The organism is Methylobacterium sp. NFXW15, from assembly GCF_049887755.1.
In the GTDB taxonomy this organism is placed as follows: Bacteria; Pseudomonadota; Alphaproteobacteria; order Rhizobiales; family Beijerinckiaceae; genus Methylobacterium.
Genome location: NZ_JAGEKG010000003.1, coordinates 551,739 through 570,010, shown reverse-complemented (window position 1 = coordinate 570,010; position 18,272 = coordinate 551,739). Strand labels below are relative to the sequence as shown.

Below are 18,272 nucleotides of genomic sequence, written 5' to 3'. Positions count from 1 at the left end.
ACCCTCACGAAATTTATCGGCCGGGATGGTTGATCGGTGGTTAACGGGCGGATGTCGGGCCGGCGGAACGAAAAAGGGGCGGCCCTTCGGCCGCCCCTTTTCCCTATGGCGATGGTGCTTCGATCACTCGGCGGCGGGCGGGAGGCCCTCGACCGGGTCGATGCCACTCTCGGTCTGACGCTGCTGGAGGATCATCGTGTCCCGGCGACGGGCCACCGAACGGATGTCGGCGACGAGCGAACCGGTACCGGCCGGGATGAGCGAGCCGACGATGACGTTCTCCTTGAGGCCTTCCAGCGTATCGACCTTGCCGTTGACCGCCGCCTCGGTGAGCACCCGGGTGGTCTCCTGGAACGAGGCCGCCGAGATGAACGACTTCGTCTGGAGCGACGCCTTGGTGATGCCGAGCAGAACCGGCACGCCCTGGATCGGCTTCTTGCCCTCGGCAATCAGCTTCTCGTTGAACTCGGCGAGTTCGGTCCGATCGATCTGGTCACCCGAGAGGATGTCCGAATCGCCGCCATCGGTCACTTCGACCTTCTGCAGCATCTGACGGACGATCACCTCGATGTGCTTGTCGTTGATCGACACGCCCTGGAGCCGGTAGACCTCCTGGATCTCGTTGACGAGGTAAGCGGCAAGCTCCTCCACGCCCTTGATCGCCAGGATGTCGTGCGGCGCAGGGTTACCGTCGACGATGTAGTCGCCGATCTCGACCACGTCCCCATCCTGCAGGTGGATGTGCTTGCCCTTGGGGATCAGGTACTCGACCGGCTCCGACCCGTCATGCGGCGTCAGCGTCAGGCGGCGCTTGTTCTTGTAGTCGCGGCCGAAGGCGATCGTGCCCGACTTCTCGGCGATGATCGCCGCGTCCTTCGGGCGCCGGGCCTCGAACAGCTCCGCCACCCGCGGCAGACCGCCGGTGATGTCGCGGGTCTTGGCCGAATCGGTGGAGACACGGGCGAGGATGTCGCCTGCCTTCACCTTGGCCCCCGGATCGTAGCCGATGATGGCATCGACCGGCAGCGCGTAACGGGCATCCGACCCGCGCGGCAGCTTCACGGCCTTCCCGTCCTTGTCGACCACCACCATCGAAGGCTTCAGGTCGGAGGTGCGGGCGGAACCGCGCCAATCGATGACGACGCGCTTGGCGATACCCGTCGACTCGTCGGTCGTCTCGGTGATCGACTGGCCGTCGTACAGATCCTCGTAGGCCACGATACCGTCGACCTCGGTGAGGATCGGACGGGTGTAGGGGTCCCACTCGGCGATACGCTGGCCGCGCTTGATCTTGTCACCTTCGTCGACGCGGACGCGGGCGCCGTATTGCAGACGGTGAACCGCCCGCTCGACCCCGTCCGACCCGACGATGACGACCGCCACGTTACGGCCGGTGGCGACGAGATCCCCGTCCGAGTTCTTCGCGAGAGCCCGGTTGCGGATCTTGATCGTGCCCTCGAAGCTCGACTCGATGAAGGACGAGTCGGCGATCTGGGCGGCGCCGCCGATGTGGAAGGTGCGCATGGTGAGCTGGGTGCCCGGCTCACCGATGGACTGCGCCGCGATGACGCCGACGGCCTCACCCATGTTGACGGGCGTGCCGCGGGCGAGGTCGCGCCCGTAGCAGGTGGCGCAGACGCCGCTGCGGGTGGCGCAGACCAGCACGGAGCGGATCTTCACCTCCTGGATGCCGGCGGCGGTGATCGCCGGCAGGTGCTTCTCTTCGATGGTCTCGCCGGTCTTCACGATGACCGTGCCGTCCTGGGCGACCAGGTCCTCGGCCGTGGCGCGGCCGAGAATGCGGGTGGCGAGCGTGGCGACCACTTGGCCGGCATCGACGATGGCGCGCATCTTGATGCCGTTGGTGGTGCCGCAATCCACCTCGCGGATCACCGCGTCCTGGGCCACGTCGACGAGACGACGGGTCAGGTAGCCGGAGTTGGCGGTCTTCAAAGCGGTGTCGGCGAGGCCCTTACGGGCACCGTGCGTGGAGTTGAAGTACTCCAGAACGTCCAGGCCTTCCTTGAAGTTCGAGATGATCGGCGTCTCGATGATCTCACCCGACGGCTTGGCCATGAGGCCGCGCATCGCCGCGAGCTGCTTCATCTGAGCGGGCGAACCACGGGCGCCCGAGTGGCTCATCATGTAGATCGAGTTGACCTGCTTGTCGGCGCCGGTGTCGTCCTTCTGCACGGACGAGATGCGGCCCATCATTTCCTGGGCCAGCTTGTCCGAGCACTTCGCCCAGGCATCGACGACCTTGTTGTACTTCTCACCCTGGGTGATCAGGCCGTCGTTGTACTGCTGCTCGTAGTCCTTCACGAGCGTGCGGGTGCCCTCGACGATCTCCCACTTGTTCTCCGGCACGACCATGTCGTCCTTGCCGAAGGAGATGCCCGCCTTGAAGGCGTGGGTGAAGCCCAGGCCCATGATGCGGTCACAGAAGATCACCGACTCCTTCTGACCGCAGTGGCGGTAGACGGTGTCGATCATCGCCGAGATCTCCTTCTTGGTCATCAGCTTGTTGACGACGTCGAAGGGCACCTTCCGGTGCAGCGGCAGGGCGGTGGACAGGATCACGCGGCCGGGCGTGGTCTCGTAGGTCTTGGTCAGCGGCTCGCCATCCGGGCCGATGCCCTTCCAGCGCCACTTGATCTTCGAATGCAGCTTCACGACGCCGGCGGCCAGGGCGTGCTCGAGCTCGCCGATATTGCCGTAGACACCCTGCATCGGGTTCAGCTTGTTGGTCGCGTCGAAGGCGCCCGGGAGCCCCTCGCCCACGATCGACAGGTAGTAGAGGCCGAGAACGATGTCCTGCGAGGGCACGATGATCGGCTGGCCGTTGGCCGGGTGCAGGATGTTGTTCGTCGACATCATCAGCACGCGCGCTTCCAGCTGCGCTTCGAGCGACAGCGGGACGTGCACGGCCATCTGATCGCCGTCGAAGTCGGCGTTGAACGCGGCGCAGACCAGCGGGTGCAGCTGGATCGCCTTGCCCTCGATCAGCTTCGGCTCGAAGGCCTGGATGCCGAGACGGTGCAGCGTCGGCGCGCGGTTCAGCATCACCGGGTGTTCGCGGATCACCTCATCGAGGATGTCCCAAACCTCCGGCTTCTCCTTCTCCACGAGCTTCTTGGCCTGCTTGACGGTGGCCGAGAAACCCTTGGCGTCGAGGCGCGCGTAGATGAACGGCTTGAACAGCTCCAGCGCCATCTTCTTCGGCAGGCCGCACTGGTGCAGCTTCAGCTCGGGGCCGACCACGATGACCGAACGGCCGGAGTAATCGACGCGCTTGCCGAGGAGGTTCTGGCGGAAGCGGCCCTGCTTGCCCTTCAGCATGTCCGCGAGGGACTTCAGCGGGCGCTTGTTGGCGCCCGTGATGACGCGGCCGCGGCGGCCGTTGTCGAACAGAGCGTCGACGGCCTCCTGCAGCATCCGCTTCTCGTTGCGGATGATGATGTCCGGCGCGCGCAGCTCGATCAGCCGCTTGAGGCGGTTGTTGCGGTTGATGACGCGGCGATACAGATCGTTCAGATCGGACGTGGCGAAGCGACCGCCATCCAGCGGGACCAGCGGGCGCAGGTCCGGCGGGATCACGGGGATCACCGTCAGGATCATCCACTCTGGCTTATTGCCGGACATCTGGAACGCCTCGATGATCTTGAGGCGCTTCAGGAGCTTCTTCGGCTTCAGCTCGGAGGTCGTGACCGCGATCTCCTCGCGGAGGTCATTGGCGATCTTGTCGAGGTCGAGCTCCTGCAGGATCCGGCGGATCGCCTCGGCGCCGATCATGGCGGTGAAGCTGTCCTCGCCGTACTCCTCCTGAGCGCGCAGGTATTCCTCCTCCGTCAGGAGCTGACGCTCCTTCAGGGGGGTGAGGCCCGGCTCGATGACGCAGTACGACTCGAAGTACAGGATCCGCTCGAGGTCCTTGAGGGCCATGTCGAGCAGAAGGCCGATGCGCGAGGGCAGCGACTTCAGGAACCAGATATGCGCGACGGGGGCGGCCAGCTCGATGTGGCCCATGCGGTCGCGCCGGACGCGCGCCAGCGTCACCTCGACGCCGCACTTCTCACAGATGACGCCCTTGTACTTCATGCGCTTGTACTTGCCGCACAAGCACTCGTAATCCTTGATCGGCCCAAAGATGCGCGCGCAGAACAGGCCGTCGCGCTCGGGCTTGAAGGTCCGGTAGTTGATGGTCTCGGGCTTCTTGATCTCTCCGTAGGACCAGGAGAGGATCTTCTCCGGCGACGAGATCGAGATCTTGATCTGGTCGAAATTCACCGGCTGCGGCTGCTGGTTGAAAAGGTTCATGACCTCTTGGTTCATGATCCGCTCCTCGGCTCGACGCCGCCGGCCCCGCGCCGGGCCGCAGCGTCTTCAAAAAAAGGGCCGGCGCCATGCCCCAGGGGCTCGGCTCGCCGTCGTGCAGGAGGCTCCTCCCCTCCCCGCTCGACCGTGGCGGCGTTGCCGCCGCCACGGGAGGTGTCTTGCGAGTGCTACTCGGCCGCGTCGGCCGGGGGCTCCAGCTGGTCGTTCGCCGCCTTCTTGGAGGACGTCAGCTCGACGTTGAGGCCGAGCGAGCGCATCTCCTTGACGAGCACGTTGAACGACTCGGGGATGCCCGCCTCGAACGTGTCGTCGCCGCGCACGATGGCCTCGTAGACCTTGGTGCGGCCAGCCACGTCATCCGACTTGACGGTGAGCATCTCCTGCAGGGTGTAGGCGGCGCCGTAAGCCTCCAGCGCCCAGACCTCCATCTCACCGAAGCGCTGACCGCCGAACTGCGCCTTACCGCCCAGCGGCTGCTGGGTGACAAGGGAGTACGGGCCGATCGACCGCGCGTGGATCTTATCGTCCACGAGGTGGTGCAGCTTCAGCATGTAGATGTAGCCCATCGTGACCTTGCGGTCGAAGGGCTCGCCGGTCCGCCCGTCGTAGAGCGTCGACTGCGCCGAGCGGTCTAGCCCGGCCATCTCCAGCATCTGCTCGATGTCGGCCTCCTTGGCGCCATTGAACACCGGAGTGGCCATCGGCACGCCGCGACGGACGTTGTTGCCCGCCTCCAGCAGATCCTCATCGGACAGGCCTTCCAACTCCGACGGGGAGTAGATGGACTCCATCTCCTGCTTCAGCGGGGCGATGTCCTGTGTCTTGAGATAGGCATCGACCGCCTTGGACACCTTGCGACCCAAGCCCGCAGCCGCCCAACCGAGGTGCGTCTCCAGGATCTGACCGACGTTCATGCGCGAGGGCACGCCCAGCGGGTTGAGCACGATGTCGGCATGCGTCCCGTCCTCCAGGAACGGCATGTCCTCGATCGGCACGATCCGCGACACGACACCCTTGTTGCCGTGACGGCCGGCCATCTTGTCGCCCGGCTGGATCTTGCGCTTCACCGCCACGAAGACCTTGACCATCTTCATGACGCCGGGCGGCAGCTCATCGCCGCGCTGCAGCTTCTCGACCTTGTCGAGGAAGCGCTGCTCCAGACGCTTCTTCGACTCGTCGTACTGCTTCTGCATCGCTTCCATCTCGGTCATGAGACGGTCGTCGATGACGGCGAACTGCCACCATTGCGAACGCGGATAGTCGTTGATCAGCTCGCGGGTGAGCGTGGTGTCCTTCTTGAAGCCCTTCGGCCCGGCCACCGGTGCCTGACCGATCAGCACATCCGCCAGACGGGCGTAGGTGTTGCGGTCGAGGATTGCCTGCTCGTCGTCGCGATCCTTCGCGAGACGCTCGATCTCCTCGCGCTCGATCGCCTGGGCGCGCTCGTCCTTGTCGACGCCATGCCGGTTGAACACCCGCACTTCGACGATGGTACCAGTGACGCCCGGGGGCACGCGGAGCGACGTGTCACGCACGTCGGAGGCCTTCTCGCCGAAGATGGCGCGGAGGAGCTTTTCCTCCGGCGTCATCGGGCTCTCGCCCTTCGGCGTGATCTTGCCGACGAGGATATCGCCCGCATGGACCTCGGCACCGATGTAGACGATGCCGGCTTCGTCGAGGTTCTTGAGCGCCTCTTCCGAGACGTTCGGGATGTCGCGGGTGATTTCTTCCGGACCCAGCTTGGTGTCGCGGGCCATCACCTCGAATTCCTCGATGTGGATCGAGGTGAACACGTCATCCTTCACGATCCGCTCGGAGAGCAGGATCGAGTCCTCGAAGTTGTAGCCGTTCCACGGCATGAACGCGACGAGCACGTTCCGGCCGAGCGCCAGCTCACCGAACTCGGTCGAGGGACCGTCGGCGATGATCTCGCCCTTCTTCACGAACTCGCCGACGCGGACCAGCGGCTTCTGCGTGATGCAGGTCGACTGGTTGGAGCGCTGGAACTTCTGAAGACGGTAGATGTCGACGCCGGGCTTGTTCGCATCGGCCTCTTCGGTCGCGCGGATAACGATACGCGTCGCATCCACCTGATCGACGATGCCCGTGCGGCGGGCCGCGATGGCGGCACCCGAGTCGCGGGCGACGACCGCTTCCATGCCGGTGCCCACGAAGGGAGCGTCGGCGCGGACCAGCGGCACCGCCTGGCGCTGCATGTTCGAGCCCATGAGGGCGCGGTTGGCGTCGTCGTTCTCGAGGAACGGGATGAGCGCCGCCGCCACAGACACGAGCTGCTTCGGAGACACGTCCATCAGATCGACGCGCTCGGGCCCGACGACGATGACTTCGCCGGCACGACGGCAGACCACGAGGTCTTCCGTGAGCTTGCGGGCCTCATCCATTTGCGCGTTGGCCTGCGCGACGTAGTACTTCGCCTCCTCCATGGCGGAGAGGTAGGCGACTTCATCCGTCACCACGCCGTCGCGCACGCGGCGGAACGGGGTCTCGATGAAGCCGTACTTGTTCACGCGGGCGAAGGTCGCCAGCGAGTTGATCAGACCGATGTTCGGGCCTTCCGGCGTCTCGATCGGGCAGATGCGGCCGTAGTGGGTCGGGTGCACGTCGCGCACCTCGAAGCCGGCGCGCTCACGGGTCAGACCGCCCGGGCCGAGGGCCGAGAGACGACGCTTGTGCGTGACCTCGGAGAGCGGGTTGGTCTGGTCCATGAACTGCGAGAGCTGCGACGAGCCGAAGAACTCGCGCACCGCCGCAGCGGCGGGCTTCGCGTTGATCAGATCCTGCGGCATGACCGTGTCGATATCGACCTGGCTCATGCGCTCACGGATGGCGCGCTCCATGCGGAGCAGGCCCAGACGGTACTGGTTCTCCATGAGCTCGCCGACAGAGCGCACCCGGCGGTTGCCGAGGTGATCGATGTCGTCGATCTCACCCTTGCCATCGCGCAGTTCCACCAGCGCCTTGACGACCGCCAGCATGTCCTCCTTGCGGAGGGTACGCACGGTGTCGGCGGCGTCGAGGTCGAGACGCATGTTCATCTTCACGCGGCCGACCGCCGAGAGGTCGTAGCGCTCGGCATCGAAGAACAGCGAGTGGAACATCGCCTCGGCGGTATCGAGCGTCGGCGGCTCACCGGGACGCATGACCCGGTAGATGTCGAACAGCGCGCCCTCGCGGCCGGAGTTCTTGTCCACGGCCAGGGTGTTGCGGATGTACGGGCCGATGTTGACGTGGTCGATGTCGAGCACGGGGAGCTCGGTGACGCCGACATCGTCGAGCGCCTTGAGCAGCTTCTCAGTGATCTCCTCGCCCGCCTCGGCCCAGATCTCACCCGTCTGCATGTTGACGAGGTCTTCGGCGATGTACTGGCTGACGAGATCCTCGTCGGTCGCCTTGAGGAACTTGACGCCCTTCTCGGTGATCTGCCGGGCGTTGCGGGCGTTGAGCTTCTTGCCCGCCTCCAGCACAACCTCGCCGGACTCGGCGTCGATCAGGTCGGTCGTCGCCTTCAGACCCTTCATGCGCTCGGCATCGAACGGCACGCGCCAGTCGGCACCGTCGCGGTCGTAGACAACGCGGTTGTAGAAGGTCGACAGGATCTCTTCGCCGTCGAGGCCCAGGGCGTAGAGCAGCGACGTCACCGGCAGCTTGCGCTTCCGGTCGATGCGGACATGCACGATGTCCTTGGCGTCGAACTCCACATCGAGCCACGAGCCGCGATACGGAATGATGCGCGCGGCGAACAGGAGCTTGCCCGAGGAGTGGGTCTTGCCCTTGTCGTGGTCGAAGAACACGCCCGGCGAGCGGTGCATCTGCGAGACGATGACGCGCTCGGTGCCGTTGACGATGAAGGTGCCGTTCTCCGTCATCAGGGGCATGTCGCCCATGTAGACGTCCTGCTCCTTGATGTCCTTGACCGACTTGGCCTGCGTGTCCGGATCGACATCGAACACGATGAGACGCAGCGTCACCTTCAGCGGAGCCGCGAAGGTGATGCCGCGCTGACGGCACTCGTCCACGTCGTACTTCGGCGGCTCGAACGTGTAACGGACGAACTCGAGCAGGGCCGTCGAGGCGAAGTCCGAAATCGGGAAGACCGACTTGAACACACTCTGCAGGCCCTCGTCGGCGCGGCCACCCTCCGGCTCGTCGACCATCAGGAACTGCTCGTAGGATGCCTTCTGAACCTCAATGAGGTTCGGCATCTGCGTCACTTCCTTGATCTTGCCAAAGAACTTCCGAATGCGCTTGCGACCGACCAGCGTGTTGGCCATGTGACCTCGCTCCATTCCGCGTGCCCGTTGCCCGGGGAAGCTCGAGGCTCCCGCGCCGTGGCTGTGACGCGCGCCCCGCCGGACCACGCCACCCGTCCCGAATTCCGCCGAACCCGTTTCAGGGCCCACCGGTCGCCCGAAGCGACCTTAGCCCGCGGGTGCGAACACCCGCGGGCTCCGGTTCCGGTCAGCCTCGAGAGGCGCGCCGGAGAGTGATGGGCCGTTGGCGGCCCATCGCCGTCTTACTTGAGCTCGACCTTGGCGCCAGCCTTCTCGAGCTGGGCCTTGAGCTTGGCGGCGTCGTCCTTGGACACGCCTTCCTTGACCGGCTTGGGAGCGCCCTCGACCAGGTCCTTGGCTTCCTTGAGGCCGAGACCGGTGATCGCGCGGACCTCCTTGATGACCTCGATCTTCTTGTCGCCAGCGCTGGCGAGAACGACCGTGAACTCGGTCTGCTCCTCGGCAGCGGCAGCAGCGCCACCACCAGCGGCCGGGCCAGCGGCGACGGCGACGGCGGCAGCGGCGGAGACGCCCCACTTCTCTTCGAGCATCTTGGCGAGCTCGGCGGCCTCGAGAACGGTCAGCGACGACAGGTCGTCGACGATCTTGGCGAGATCAGCCATGTTGGTGTCCTTTCAGGATATCGGTTCGAACGGTTGGGTTTTGAAGGGGCCTCAGGCGGCCTCGTCCTTCTTGGCGTAAGCCCCGAACACGCGGGCGAGCTTGGCTGCCGGCGCGGTGCTGAGCTGGGCGATCTTGGTCGCGGGAGCCTGGATAAGGCCCACGAGCTTGGCGCGCAGTTCGTCGAGCGACGGCAGCGAGGCGAGCGCCTTCACACCATCGGGGTTCAGGGAGGTCGTGCCCATCGCCCCGCCAAGAATCACGAGCTTGTCGTTCGTCTTGGCGAAGTCGACCGCGACCTTGGCGGCGGCGACCGGATCGCCCGAATAGGCGAGCAGGGTCGGGCCCTTCAGGAGCGGCTTGATGGAGGCGACGTCCGTGCCTTCCAGAGCGATGCCGGCGAGGCTGTTCTTGGCGACCTTCACGGTGGCGCCGGCCTGCTTCATCTGCGAACGCAGCTTCTGCATGTCGGCAACCGTGAGGCCCTTGTAGTGGGCCACGACGACGACGGCGCTCTGATTGAACACGCCGTTGAGCGTCGAGACGAGATCAGCCTTTGCTGTCCTGTCCACTGGGCTCTCTCCGGTTGGCGGAACCTGGATTGGCTCCGCCGGTTGCACATGCCGCCCGGACGTGCTCGGCCTCGCGAAAGACCGTGAACGTCCGAACGACGCTTCGCGGCCCTGTCCCCGACCCGCTCCCGAGGGAGCTCACCGGGTGAGTTGGTTCAAACCGATTGCCTGCCTGGCCGAAGCCTGGCGCGGCTGTCGTAAAACGTCGGTCATCCCCGTCTGTGCAGGCTTTGCGATTAAGCTGGCGAACCAGCGCCTGCAGTCTCGGACAGGACATGGCCGAGCAAGGCTCCATCGGGCTGTTCACCCTCTGGATCCCGCTGGCCAGTGACGTCCGGTCACCCGGACGACATTTCGAACGGAAGCCGGCCTATCGGCCGTATCCCTTGATCAAATGAAAAAGCGTGAGGCGCGGTGTATAGAACCTAGCAAGCCGCCTGCCAAGGCCCGAAGCGCGACTTTTCCGCCGCAGGCAAGGGACGAAGCTTGGAATGGCTGCCATGCACCGCTCGCCACCGTCGGGCGGGTCCTGACGGATGGCTTTGCTTTTTGGGTCACCGGGGATATCTTCCTTGGCGAGGACCCGCGGGAGGCACCCCGCGGGCCCTCTTATCAGACGATCCGACTAGATCATCAAAGCGAGATGGATGGCGAACCGCCACCCGTCTCGCGTTTTCGCGATGGTGATGCTCACCATCAGCGGAAACACGATCATCGTCCTCACCTCCTCCGACATGCCTGCTCTCAGGCGGCGGCCGGCTAGCTCCGCCACAGGCTTCCATGCCCGAAGCCGTCGCGTCGGAGGGTGATCGACTGACCGGCCAAGCTTAGGATCAGCGTCTTAGGCTGTCACGTCTTTGGCTCGTCTCAGGCTACATCTTTGCGCGTCGAGACAGAGCTTTGCCCCCCTCGACGGCTTATCCACACGACTTGCGGATGTCTTCCTAGATGCCGGCACAAACCTGCGGCGAGGCCGGCTTACGCTGCCTCGCGCTCCGGCACGAATCGACGGCGGGCATTCTCCCACCAGCTCCGCTCCTCGGCCTCCTTCGCCTCGGCAGCCTTGGCCGCGTAGAACGAGGCGTTGTGCTCGCCGCGCAGGGCCTCACGGGTGAAGCGGATCAGGTGGTGGGCCACGAAGCCCATGTTGAACACCGCTTCGATCTGCCCACGCTTCAGGGCATAGCCCGCCGCCCGCCAGAACGGCCCGCGATAATCCGAGAACAGCCCGACCCGTGTGATGATGTTGAAGCCAAGGATCAACCCGCGCCGCAGGTTGGTGAGCGTCAGCTTGCCCGCCGTCGGCGTGGTGATCCGGTGCGGGTAGGTCACCTCGCACTGATGCTTGAACCGCTCGAAGATCTTCTCCGGGTCGTAAGCGTGAGCGATGGCCCGGCGCCAGCTCGCCACCACCGTGTCGTGGGGGCGCTTGAACAGCACGTTCGATTCGAGCGCAGCATCGTGGATGAGGCGGCCCTCCTTCTCCAGCCGGTCCCATAGGGGCGTCTTCGGCAGGGCCTGGAGAAGGTTGATGGTAAGAACGGGGATCGCCGAGCGATCGATGAAGTCGATCAGATTCTGCTCCGACTTGTCCGTATCGGAATCCAGGCCGAGGATGATGCCGGACGTGACCTCAAGCCCGTAGGAGTTGAGGGTCGAAATCGCCTCGTACATCGGCACGGCGGCGTTGTGGGTCTTGTCGATACCCTTCAGCGCCTCGGCTTCCGGCGTCTCGATGCCGACGAACACGGTCATGAAGTTGGCCTGCCGCATCAGCTCGAGAATCTCGGGCTGCTTGGCCATGTTCAGGGTCGCCTCGCAGGCGAACTGGAGCGGGTAGTTGTTCTTCTTCTGCCACTCCACCAGCACCGGCAGCATCTCGCGCGTCGCCTTGCGGTTGCCGATGAAGTTGTCGTCCACGAAATAGACCACCGCCGGGTGGCCCGGCTGGCTGACGATGGCGTCGAGCTCGGCGCAAAGCTGCTCAGGGGTCTTCAGGCGCGGCTGCCGTCCGTAGAGCTGCGGGATGTCGCAGAACTCACAGCGATAGGGGCAGCCGGACGAGAATTGCAGCGAACCGATCAGGTAGCGCTTCAGCGGCACGGCCTCGTAGGCTGGGACAGGAAAGTCCGCGAGGGCGAGGCGGTCGGCGGTTTCGTAAGTCTCCTGCGAGGTCGGTCGAGCCACACCCGCATCGAGGCGGGCGATCAGCCGGTCCGTCGCATCGCCGATCTCGCCGATGTGGAGGCAGTCGAAATCCGGATACTTCTCCGGCGCGCCGGAGACGGAGGGACCGCCGAGCACCGCGAGCTTACCGGCCGCGTGGGCACGGTCGCAGATGTCGTGGATCTGCCCTTCCTGGATATGCATGCCGGAGACGAACACCGCGTCCGCCCAGGCGAAATCCGCTGCGGAGGCCCGTTTGATGTTCTCGTCGATGAAGCGGCACTCCCAACTCTCGGGCATGTAGGCCGCGATGACGAGGAGCCCCTGAGGCGGCATGAACGCCTTCACGCCGCCCATGAGTGGGTAGGCGTGGGAAAATGTGCCGAAGGACGGCGTATAGGCGGGGAAGACGCAGAGGATGCGTCGACGGGACGTGACGGAGACGGTGCTGCGCATGAATGTGTATCTAGCACAGCCGTGCGCGTTGGCGCCCCCCTTCAGCAGTTAAGAATGGCGTGAGGCGAGAGACGAAGCGACCCAGGGGCTTGCCGCATCGGCCCAGACAAACAAAAAGCGCCCGGCCATGGGCCGGACGCTTCTAAAGGCGAACGATCGCCGGGATCAGGCGGTCAGAACCGTGTTCGGCTCGACCTTCACGCCCGGGCCCATCGTCGAGGTGACGGCGATGCGCTGGACGTAGGTTCCCTTGGCGCCGGTCGGCTTGGCCTTGGCCACCGCATCGGCGAACGCCTTGATGTTCTCGACGAGCTTGTCGGCATCGAACGAGACCTTGCCGATACCGGCGTGGACGATGCCCGCCTTCTCGACGCGGAACTCGACGGCGCCACCCTTGGCGGCGGCGACGGCGCCCTTCACGTCCATCGTGACGGTACCGACCTTCGGGTTCGGCATCAGGCCGCGCGGGCCCAGCACCTTACCGAGACGGCCGACGAGCGGCATCATGTCCGGGGTCGCAATGCAACGATCGAAGTCGATCTTGCCGCCCTGAACGATCTCGAGGAGATCCTCAGCGCCGACGATGTCGGCACCAGCGGCCTTGGCGTCGTCAGCCTTGGCGCCACGGGCGAACACCGCCACGCGCACCGTCCGGCCGGAACCGTTCGGCAGGTTGCAGACGCCGCGGACCATCTGGTCGGCGTGACGCGGATCGACACCGAGGTTCATGGAGACCTCGACGGTCTCGTCGAACTTCGCGGTCGCCCGCTCCTTCACGAGCTTGATCGCCTCGGCGAGCGGGTAGAGCTTGGTCGGCTCCAGGCCCTCGCGGGCGGCGCGGATGCGCTTTCCTTCGCGTGCCATCTGTCCCTCCTCAGGCCGTGACTTCGAGGCCCATGGCCCGGGCGGAACCCCGGATCATGGCGACCGCCGCTTCGACGGAATCGCAGTTGAGGTCGGGCATCTTCTTCTCGGCGATCTCGCGCAGCTGCGCTTCGGTGATCTTGCCGACAGTCGGGCCCTTGCCCGGGGTCTTGGAGCCGGAAGCCGGCTTCTTGCCGATCTTCAGGCCCACCGCCTTCTTCAGGAAGAAGGTGACTGGGGGCTGCTTCATCTCGAAGGTGAAGGACCGGTCCTGATACGCGGTGATGATCACCGGGATCGGGGTGCCCTTCTCCATCTGCGCGGTCTTCGCGTTGAAGGCCTTGCAGAATTCCATGATGTTGAGGCCGCGCTGACCGAGCGCGGGGCCGATCGGCGGCGACGGATTGGCGGCGCCAGCTGGGACCTGAAGCTTCACGTAGCCCGTGATCTTCTTCGCCATGGGGACTGCTCCCAATGTTCATCCGCCCCCACGCTGCCGAGGCGCGGCGGGTCGGACGGTTGCAGGTCGCGGTACGAACCGAAGCTCCCGGAGGCGAAGCCGGGCGGATCTCCCGCGTGTTTTACGCTCAGACCTTTTCGACCTGGGCGTATTCGAGTTCCACCGGAGTGGCACGGCCGAAGATCGACACGGCCACCTTCAGGCGGGAACGTGCATCGTCGATTTCCTCGACGGTGCCGTTGAAGCTTGCGAACGGGCCATCCGCCACGCGGACGGTCTCGCCGATCTCGAACGAGATCGAGGGCTTCGGGCGATCGACGCCCTCGGCGACCTGACCCTTGATGCGCTCGGCCTCGGCATCCGGGATCGGCACCGGCTTGGACTTGTCGGCGCCGAGAAAGCCCGTGACCTTCGGGGTGTTCTTGATGAGGTGGTAGACCTCGTCGGTGAGGTCGCACTTCACGAGGACGTAGCCGGGGAAGAACTTGCGCTCGGCATCGACCTTACGGCCGCGGCGCACCTCGACGACCTTCTCGGTCGGAACCATCACCTCGTCGAACAGGTCGGTCAGCCCGCGCTGCGCGGCCTGGTCCTTGATGGACTGGGCGACCTTGTTCTCGAAATTCGAATAGGCGTGGACGATGTACCAGCGCTTGGACACGGCTTTCGCTCAACTCCGATGAAGTCCGGGGCGTGACGCCCCTCAGAGCCCGAGGATCAGGCCGACGATGAAGCGCATGGCCTGATCGACCACGGTGAAGAAAAGGCTCGTCACCACCACCATGATGAACACCATCATCGTGGTGATGGTGGTCTCGCGGCGGGACGGCCACGTGACCTTGCGGGCCTCGTCACGGACCTGGGAGAAGAACTCGCCAGGGCCGACACGCTTCTGAGGCACCTTGGCAGGCGGCGTCTGACGGGCGGGCGGCACGACATCGCGACCGCGGTTCGTGCCGCGGGCGAGGTCCACCTTCTTCGTCGCTTCGTTCGATGCCATGGCGCCAGATTCGTTGACGGATACGTGCCTTGCGGCTGCGTTCAAAAACGCGAACGCCCGGCGCCGAGGGCCATTCCAGCCCGCACCGACGGTCGCTTCAGATCTCGGATCGGAGCCGCTCTAGCGCAAGTCAGAAGACTTGTCGACCACGGAGCGGCAGGGGCCGGAACTGGCAGGAGTGGAGGGACTCGAACCCGCAACCTCCGGTTTTGGAGACCGGCGCTCTGACCAGTTGAGCTACACTCCTGTGTGCACCGCTTGCGCGACGCGAAGGCTCCATGCCGCAACCGCATCGCGGATGCAAGGGCTGCCGCGCCTTCCGGAGCCCGAAAAAGGAAAAGGCCGGCACGAGGCCGGCCTTTCCACACCTGCCGACTGAAGCGATCAGTCGTTGATGGCGGCGACGACGCCGGCGCCGACGGTCCGTCCGCCTTCGCGGATGGCGAAGCGCAGCTTCTCTTCCATGGCCACCGGCACGATCAGCACCACGTCCATGGTCACGCTGTCGCCCGGCATCACCATCTCGGTGCCCTCGGGCAGCGTGCACACGCCGGTCACGTCCGTCGTGCGGAAGTAGAACTGCGGACGGTAGTTCGTGAAGAACGGCGTGTGGCGACCGCCCTCCTCCTTCGTCAGGATGTACGCCTCGGCCTTGAACTTCGAGTGCGGCTTCACCGAACCCGGCTTGCACACGACCTGGCCGCGCTCCACGTCCTCGCGCTTCGTGCCGCGCAGCAGCACGCCCACGTTGTCGCCCGCCTGGCCCTGGTCCAGAAGCTTGCGGAACATCTCGACGCCGGTCACCGTCGTCTTCGTCGTCGGCCGGATGCCCACGATCTCGACTTCCTCACCGACCTTGATGATCCCGCGCTCGACGCGGCCCGTCACCACCGTACCGCGGCCCGAGATCGAGAACACGTCCTCGATCGGCATCAGGAACGGAAGGTCGATCGGACGCTCCGGCTGCGGGATGTAGCTGTCCACGCTCTCCATCAGCTTCAGGACGGCTTCCTTGCCGATCTTCGGCTCCTTGTCCTCGAGCGCCATCAGGGCCGAGCCCTTGGTGATCGGGATGTCGTCGCCGGGGAAGTCGTACTTCGACAGAAGCTCGCGCACCTCGAGCTCGACGAGCTCAAGGAGCTCCTCGTCATCGACCATGTCGCACTTGTTCAGGAACACCACCAGCGCCGGAACGCCGACCTGACGCGCCAGAAGGATGTGCTCGCGGGTCTGCGGCATCGGGCCGTCGGCCGCCGACACCACCAGGATCGCGCCGTCCATCTGCGCCGCGCCCGTGATCATGTTCTTCACGTAGTCGGCGTGGCCGGGGCAATCGACGTGCGCGTAGTGACGGTTCGTCGTCTCGTACTCCACGTGCGCCGTCGAGATCGTGATCCCGCGCGCCTTCTCCTCAGGAGCCTTGTCAATCTGGTCGTACGCCGTGAACGTCGCGCCGCCAGACTCCGCCAGAACCTTCGTGATCGCCGCCGTCAGAGACGTCTTGCCATGGTCGACGTGACCAATCGTCCCAATGTTGCAGTGCGGCTTGGTGCGAGAGAACTTTTCCTTGCCCATGATTCCCGTTCCTGCGGCGGGGGCAGCGGGGGCGCCCCGGATCCTGCTCGGCCGCCCCGACGCTCGACGGGGCCTAAAAGCGCCGACCGCTTAGAGGGTCATGCCGCGCGGATCAAGGGTATCGCCGAATTCATCTTATTCCGCTGGGCGGTCGCCGGACCCGGCGCGCGGGGCCCGGAACAGCTTCGCTTTGGACGCTACTGTGTCCTCAAAGGCATAGGCGCCTCGCGGCTTGGCGTTTAACTTGGCCTTAGAGCAAGCCAAAACAAACTCCGGGTCTCGCCCTTATGATCAAGAAAGTCCTTCTCGCCACCGCAGCGTCGGCGCTCATCGCCACCGCCGCCAGCGCCGCCGACCTTCCGCGTCGCGCCGCGCCGCCGCCGGTCTTCACGCCGGTCCCGGTCTTCACCTGGACGGGCTTCTACGCCGGTCTCGAGTCGGCCTACACCTTCACCGACAACCAGCGCATCACCACCACCGGCCTGACCGCCGTGACCGCCGGCAACGTGCAGGCCGGTCGCCGCCCGGGTCTCGTGACGACCTCGCAGGACGGCATCGCCAACATCGGCGGCACCGCTGGCTACAACTACCAGTTCACGCCGGGCTCGGGCATCGTGGTCGGTGTCGCGAACAGCATCGACTGGACGGACATCACCAAGAACCGCTTCATCCTCGGCGCTCCGCTCGCCGGCGGCGTTCTCCCGAACCCGAGCCAGTACCGTCAGAGCCTCGACTGGCTCGGCACCCTCACCGGCCGCGTCGGCTACGCCTTCGACCGGTTCCTCGTGTACGGGACCGGCGGTCTCGCCTACGGCAACGTCTTCCACGACGTGAACTTCTACAACCCGGCCGGCACCCTGCAGTTCGCGGGCCGCTACGACGACTTCAAGATCGGCTACGCCTACGGCGGCGGCATCGAGTTCGCCCTCCCGACCGACAGCTTCCTGAACACCTTCGCCGTCGGCCGCTACCTCGGCATCAAGTACGACGCCATCACCATCAAGGCCGAGTACATCCACTACGACCTCGGCTCGCAGAACGTGCTGGTCAACGCCATCCCGGGCGTCGGCACCGGCGCCTACCTCTCGCGCTTCAAGACCGAGGGCAACGTCGTCCGCGCCGGCTTCAACTACAAGTTCGGCGGCTTCTAGGATCACGGGCGGGGAGCGATCCCCGGCCGACAGGGGGGCGGGTGCCGGACACGGCGCCCGCCCCTTTTCGCGTGAACAGGGGGGAAGGCGCGTCGCATGCACATGTACGGCAACTGGCGGTCGGCCGCCGCCTTCCGGGTGCGAATCGCTCTGAAGCTCAAGGGCATCGCCTACGAGGAAACCTTCATCGACCTCGATGCGGGCGACCAGCACAAGCCGGATTTCCGCGCGATCAACCCCCAGGGCGCCGTACCCGCGCTATTCGACGGCGACGGGCCGCCGCTCACCCAATCCCTCGCCATCCTCGACTACCTGGAGGAGACGAAGTGCGGCCAGCGCCTCCTGCCGGAGGATGCCCGTGAGCGAGCCCGGGCGCGCTCGCTGGCGCAACTCGTCGCCTGCGACACCCACCCGCTTTACGTGCCGCGCGTGCGCAACTTCCTGATGGAAGAGTATGCTCTGCCGAAGGATCGCATGATGACCTTCGTGCGCCACGCCTTCACGAGCGGTCTGACGACGCTGGAGAAGCGGCTCACAACGGAGGCCGGGACGGGTCGCTTCTGCCAGGGCGATGCCGTGAGCCATGCCGACCTGTGCCTCGTGAGCCTCTGGGTCGGCACGGGCATCTTCGCTGTGGACACAGCCCCCTTCCCGACCGTGAAGCGGATCGCCGAAACCTGCCTCGCCATCCCGGCCTTCGCGGAGGCGCATCCCCTGCGCCAGCCGGGCGCTCCGCAGGGCTGACGTGACAACGCGGCACGGCGAAATGAGGGAATAACT

Annotated in this window: 12 protein-coding genes and 1 tRNA gene; 2 read left to right on the top strand and 11 right to left on the bottom strand. The window is 65.4% G+C overall.

The window, feature by feature from the left end; translation table 11 throughout:
* Nucleotides 1-123 precede the first annotated feature (123 nt).
* The 11 genes from rpoC to tuf form a co-directional block, all read right to left on the bottom strand.
* A complete protein-coding gene (gene rpoC, locus J4O73_RS09865; RefSeq protein WP_426216806.1) occupies nucleotides 124-4,332 on the bottom strand; it encodes a DNA-directed RNA polymerase subunit beta' in 4,209 nt (1,402 codons plus the stop codon).
* Nucleotides 4,333-4,502: 170 nt separating this feature from the next.
* A complete protein-coding gene (gene rpoB, locus J4O73_RS09860) occupies nucleotides 4,503-8,627 on the bottom strand; it encodes a DNA-directed RNA polymerase subunit beta (protein WP_426216804.1) in 4,125 nt (1,374 codons plus the stop codon).
* Nucleotides 8,628-8,869: 242 nt separating this feature from the next.
* Nucleotides 8,870-9,250 carry a 50S ribosomal protein L7/L12 gene (rplL, locus tag J4O73_RS09855; RefSeq protein WP_378967011.1) on the bottom strand — a complete coding sequence of 127 codons (381 nt, stop codon included), beginning with the start codon at nucleotides 9,248-9,250 and terminating at the stop codon, nucleotides 8,870-8,872.
* A 51-nt stretch (nucleotides 9,251-9,301) separates the two neighbouring features.
* Nucleotides 9,302-9,820, bottom strand: a complete 519-nt coding sequence (gene rplJ / locus J4O73_RS09850; RefSeq protein WP_378967013.1) for a 50S ribosomal protein L10 — start codon at nucleotides 9,818-9,820, stop codon at nucleotides 9,302-9,304.
* A gap of 978 nt (nucleotides 9,821-10,798) precedes the next feature.
* Nucleotides 10,799-12,442: a B12-binding domain-containing radical SAM protein gene (locus J4O73_RS09845; protein ID WP_426216802.1), complete on the bottom strand. Its 1,644-nt coding sequence runs from the start codon at nucleotides 12,440-12,442 to the stop codon at nucleotides 10,799-10,801.
* A 165-nt stretch (nucleotides 12,443-12,607) separates the two neighbouring features.
* Nucleotides 12,608-13,306, bottom strand: a complete 699-nt coding sequence (gene rplA / locus J4O73_RS09840) for a 50S ribosomal protein L1 (RefSeq protein ID WP_378967018.1) — start codon at nucleotides 13,304-13,306, stop codon at nucleotides 12,608-12,610.
* 10 nt (nucleotides 13,307-13,316) lie between these two features.
* Nucleotides 13,317-13,766: a 50S ribosomal protein L11 gene (gene rplK / locus J4O73_RS09835; RefSeq protein WP_238248985.1), complete on the bottom strand. Its 450-nt coding sequence runs from the start codon at nucleotides 13,764-13,766 to the stop codon at nucleotides 13,317-13,319.
* 127 nt (nucleotides 13,767-13,893) lie between these two features.
* Nucleotides 13,894-14,427: a transcription termination/antitermination protein NusG gene (nusG, locus tag J4O73_RS09830; RefSeq protein WP_378967020.1), complete on the bottom strand. Its 534-nt coding sequence runs from the start codon at nucleotides 14,425-14,427 to the stop codon at nucleotides 13,894-13,896.
* A gap of 42 nt (nucleotides 14,428-14,469) precedes the next feature.
* Nucleotides 14,470-14,766 carry a preprotein translocase subunit SecE gene (gene secE, locus J4O73_RS09825; RefSeq protein ID WP_378967022.1) on the bottom strand — a complete coding sequence of 99 codons (297 nt, stop codon included), beginning with the start codon at nucleotides 14,764-14,766 and terminating at the stop codon, nucleotides 14,470-14,472.
* Nucleotides 14,767-14,936: 170 nt separating this feature from the next.
* A tRNA-Trp gene (locus J4O73_RS09820) sits at nucleotides 14,937-15,013 on the bottom strand.
* A 137-nt stretch (nucleotides 15,014-15,150) separates the two neighbouring features.
* Nucleotides 15,151-16,341, bottom strand: a complete 1,191-nt coding sequence (tuf, locus tag J4O73_RS09815; RefSeq protein WP_426216798.1) for an elongation factor Tu — start codon at nucleotides 16,339-16,341, stop codon at nucleotides 15,151-15,153.
* A gap of 287 nt (nucleotides 16,342-16,628) precedes the next feature.
* On the opposite strand from tuf, the gene J4O73_RS09810 reads away from it, so the two are divergent.
* Nucleotides 16,629-17,492, top strand: coding sequence for an outer membrane protein (locus tag J4O73_RS09810; protein WP_426216796.1), 864 nt, complete (start codon nucleotides 16,629-16,631; stop codon nucleotides 17,490-17,492).
* A gap of 96 nt (nucleotides 17,493-17,588) precedes the next feature.
* The gene (maiA, locus tag J4O73_RS09805) at nucleotides 17,589-18,236 is read left to right on the top strand and encodes a maleylacetoacetate isomerase (RefSeq protein WP_426216794.1); all 648 of its coding nucleotides are present in this window, start codon (nucleotides 17,589-17,591) and stop codon (nucleotides 18,234-18,236) included.
* Nucleotides 18,237-18,272: the final 36 nt, after the last annotated feature.